This window comes from Yeosuana sp., assembly GCF_057126245.1.
This window is the reverse complement of sequence record NZ_DBNGMQ010000024.1, coordinates 1-4,142: the sequence shown is the minus strand read 5'-3', so window position 1 is coordinate 4,142 and position 4,142 is coordinate 1. Positions and strand designations below refer to the sequence as shown.

Annotated in this window: 3 protein-coding genes; 1 reads left to right on the top strand and 2 read right to left on the bottom strand. The window is 32.9% G+C overall.

Going from position 1 to position 4,142, the window contains the following annotated elements:
* Positions 1–1,107, top strand: a 1,107-nt coding sequence (locus tag AC15TD_RS02390; protein WP_484450541.1) for a methyltransferase, incomplete at its 5' end; no start/stop codon positions are given.
* A gap of 256 nt (positions 1,108–1,363) precedes the next feature.
* Here AC15TD_RS02390 and AC15TD_RS02385 read toward each other — a convergent pair.
* Together AC15TD_RS02385 and AC15TD_RS02380 are read right to left on the bottom strand one after the other, a co-directional pair.
* Complete coding sequence (locus AC15TD_RS02385; RefSeq protein ID WP_484450540.1) at positions 1,364–2,191, bottom strand: toxin-antitoxin system YwqK family antitoxin; 828 nt, start codon at positions 2,189–2,191, stop codon at positions 1,364–1,366.
* A gap of 281 nt (positions 2,192–2,472) precedes the next feature.
* Complete coding sequence (locus tag AC15TD_RS02380) at positions 2,473–3,627, bottom strand: toxin-antitoxin system YwqK family antitoxin (RefSeq protein ID WP_484450539.1); 1,155 nt, start codon at positions 3,625–3,627, stop codon at positions 2,473–2,475.
* Positions 3,628–4,142: the final 515 nt, after the last annotated feature.

Genomic DNA, 4,142 nt, shown 5'->3' with positions numbered 1-4,142 from the left:
AGAAAGGAATACCTACCTTATCAAAAAGGAAACCAATCAATGATTACTGAGATAGAAGTAAATAAACCAGAGCCTATTGCAATTAACGAAAAAAGAAAATTATATAATCAAGGAACTGAGGTTGAACATACGATAAAGGCGCTAAAGAAAGGTGAATCGATAATAATCAATGATTTTTATAATGATGGAATATCTCTTCTTCAGGATTTACATAAATATCTGAAACTTAAATTACCTAATAAATCTTTTAAGGAGCAGCAAAAGTATCGCTCAGAATATTATAAACTTTCAAATTTAATTTTATTAGAAATTGTCGATCAAAAACTAAGTGTAAAGAAATCACCTAGCATTGGTTGGTTAGAAAAGTTTTATCCAGATAATGATCATTTTTGTCTAACCTTTCCTCAAGTACAAGGATTGAATAGCTCTTGGCAATGGTATCAAAATGGGATTTCTATACCAGTACTTCGCAACAAAATGAATCCTTATTACGGAATATATTTCCCAACGCGTTTTGAACATTTAGTACTTTTTGATAATTGGTTGAAGCGTTATACAGGATTAAAAAAAACAGCAATAGAAATTGGAATTGGCTGTGGAGTATTGACAATGCAATTGATACAACATAATTTCCAAAAAGTCTATGCAACTGATATAAATCCGAATGCAATTGTTGGATTGATTGAGTTTATGGGTTCAACTAAGTTATCTCGGAAGATTGAATTGGACTTTGGGCACCTCTTTGGTAAATGGGAAAAACCGACTGAATTGATTGTGTTTAATCCGCCTTGGCTACCTGAAAATCATGATCTTAGTAGTATCGATGACGCTATTTATTACAATAAGACCTTGTTTACGGATTTTTTTATTGCGGCAAAAAAAAGACTTTTGCCTGAGGGTAAACTTGTATTAATCTTCTCAAATTTGGCTCAAATAACTAATGTTACAACAGCACATCCTATAGAAACAGAATTAGTTGAAGGCAATAGGTTTCAATTGGAAAGATGTATTAAAAAAAAGGTGAAAGCTGCTTCTATTAAAACTAAACGAGATCAGCATTGGCGTTCTTCAGAAGAAGTAGAGCTTTGGGTACTAGTGAATATTTGAGTTTTCATGTTACCTAAATAATTATTGAATTTTGGGTAACGGTCTGTGTATGGTGCGTATCGCGAAGGGGATGCACTATACACCTCTTGATCCATTCAGTTAATTCTCCTTGTTTAATATGCATTTACTAATAGAACCATTACTGTTTGAAATAAATTCAATGGTGTCTTAAGGTTTTATAATATCTAAAACAAATTTAGATTTATTCAAATGTGTTAGCATTGATTAACTCAATTTTCGATATCCATATAAAGCCTTATTTAGTTATTTCAATACCATTCTCATCCCATTCCTTTCGTTCAGAGCTCCTCGACCATCCATCTTTAATTTCCTCATATTTTTTTTGACCATTTCTATGCCATCCCTTCCAAAGTCCCTTTGGTTCATTATTCACGCAGTTTCCCTCTGTCATTTTATTGCCATTTGAATGCCAATACTCCCATGGACCGTCTAATTTTCCATTTACATAATGAACTTCCTTAAGTTTCTTTCCATCTTCATAAAATGCCGTCTTAATACCATCAAGTTTTCCATTAACATAGTTCATTTGCCTGTGGATGTCACCGTTTTCACGCCATTCGATTAAAGGGCCATTCATCACGCCATCTATATAGCTGACTGATTTTTTTCCACCTACCATTTCTATCCAAATGCCGACTTTTTTGTTTTTACTGTACTTACCTTGTTGAATTATTGATCCCGAGGAACTCCAGTCAGTCCAGACACCTTCTTTCTGTCCATTAAGGAAATTCCCTTCCTCCGCATGTTTCTCCGAGTAAGTGCTATCATTGGAGAAAATGGTCTTGATACCTCGAAATGATCCAGTATAAGGAATTTCTGAACCTAATTTGTATGTTAAACTATCAATTTCTTCAAAGAATTCTTCATAATTCATCAGTTGCTTTTCTACTCTCGGATCTTTATAATTCACATACCTTTTCTCTGCTAACTTCCGTTCCGTATTCAGTCTTTCGATTTGCTTATCTGAAAGTTTGGAATGCGAACTTCCAGATATATCTGATATAAATATATTCCATAAAAAATAAAGAATCACCATAATAATCGGTACGACTATTACTTCCATATTGCGTACTCTCCTGTTTATACCCATATCAAACCAAATTAATGAAATATAATATATTAGAAATGTTGGCTTAACTATACCAACACTTTAATACTAATATATTAAATATTTAATAAGTTGCTTAACTCTTAAAAGGTCACTTAATTTCTAGAAGAGGTAAAAAAACAATTACTTATAGTCTTTGTTTTTTGATTGTTATGATGTTTTTATTGGAAGGCTGTCACTCTTTAAAAAATCTCAGATTAACATTTTTACTTTATTTTTATGTTTTTTTAAGCTATTTATGAGCTTACTTTCTTCTTTTTTAAAAATAAAATAACCACACCCCCGATTAACAAAAGAAAAAAGATTACTACTTTCGTATTAACAGTCAACGGTTGAGAAGCTCTTTGGCTTCGTGATCCGCGATAATAGCTACTTGATGAATATGTGTTGTCACAGCGAGCTTGTTCAATGAAACTTTTAGCGATTAGATCTCCATCACTTTCAAATTGTTTATGAGGGCCATGCGGTTTGCCAAAAATCATCAGTACTTCGGTTTTATAATCTCGGCCTCTAAACCCAGTGAGGTCAAAATTCCAATCTGTTGGATTATATTCGGTATTTAAGAGCAGCCCTTCGGTTAGGAATAGTCCAGTGTATGGCTTATCTGAATCTTTTAGGTAATATAATCCATCCCCTTGCTTATTAAACTCAAGAACATCATCACTTCTAGATATGGTGTCTAAAGGGATATCCAAATATGGCCTAAATTTTCGCCCCTTATGATCCCAAACTGTCCAACTTTTTTCTTGTATATCTTTATAGATGATTTCTTCTCCTTTAGTTCCATCAGGATACCAATAATTGGAAATACTATCTGTTTGACCGAATTTATTCTTATAGTATTTCGTGCGCAGACTTTTGTCTGAATAAAATGTTCTTTGACGAGTATACTTAATTTTTGATTTGTTTAGTAATTCTTGTTCTACGTAGGTTATACCGTATAATTCTCTCCATAGGGTTCTAAGGCCGGTATCATGATTCGTCTCAACTGTTTTTACTCCAAGCCGATTCCACCGTGTTTCAATACCAGTAATTACCTCACCTGTATTAACTTGAGTCCATTCGTGTTCTTTAATCCCATCTCTGTACCACGTAGTGAATAATCCATGTCGCTCTCCGTTTACATAATGGTATTGAAAACGCTTTTTACCATTAGGATACCTCTCCAATCTCACCCCTGTAAACGGAATTTTTGTTGACTTTACATATTGTTTTTCATTATAAGTATAAAGTTTATCATCGCTGAGTGTATCTAATACCGTGTTGGTTTGAGATAAGATACTGGTATAAGAAAAAACTGTAATTACAGTTGTTAATGCATAAATAAGGTAATTACTAAACTTATTTTCATTCAAGTTTTTTTGGCGGATGTTTCTAAAAAATTTTATCATTGGTTAACGTTTGGTGTATGATTAGTTGGGTGTGCAGGAACTAATTTAGTAAACAAATACTTGCCAGAGAAAATTCCGAAGGAATTTTCCAAATAAGCACTTGCAAAGCAATTATTTATACACGGCTTAAGTTTGTCTTTTGTTAAATTAGATAAATTAATCAGAAAGAACAAAAGAGAGGATTAAGGTTATTATAGCCGTAGGAACTTTAGATTCCGTCAACAATGCGAATCCCTGCTCTTTTACTATCTAAATTACCTTTAGTTCATTAGGCCTTTTGAGCCTGCTTTTAGGATGTTGTAATCCAGATAGATTGTTCTTTACTAAAACATTATCTATGAATAAAAGAAAATTATTTTATTGTGTATGTAAAGTGTATGAATGTGTTTTTTATATTATATTGAAAATCAATACATTATATAGCATTGAATATGTTACTGGCAGTCAAAAGGGTCGTCGGTTCGAGCCCGATCTTCTCCACCAATGTTAGAAAGGCTTTCAAGAGATTGAAGGTC

What these genes read in the sequence shown, in the direction of transcription:
- AC15TD_RS02385 (WP_484450540.1), bottom strand. Translation starts at nt 2,191, where the DNA reads ATGGAAGTAATAGTCGTACCGATTATTATGGTGATTCTTTATTTTTTA.
- AC15TD_RS02380 (WP_484450539.1), bottom strand. Translation starts at nt 3,627, where the DNA reads ATGATAAAATTTTTTAGAAACATCCGCCAAAAAAACTTGAATGAAAAT.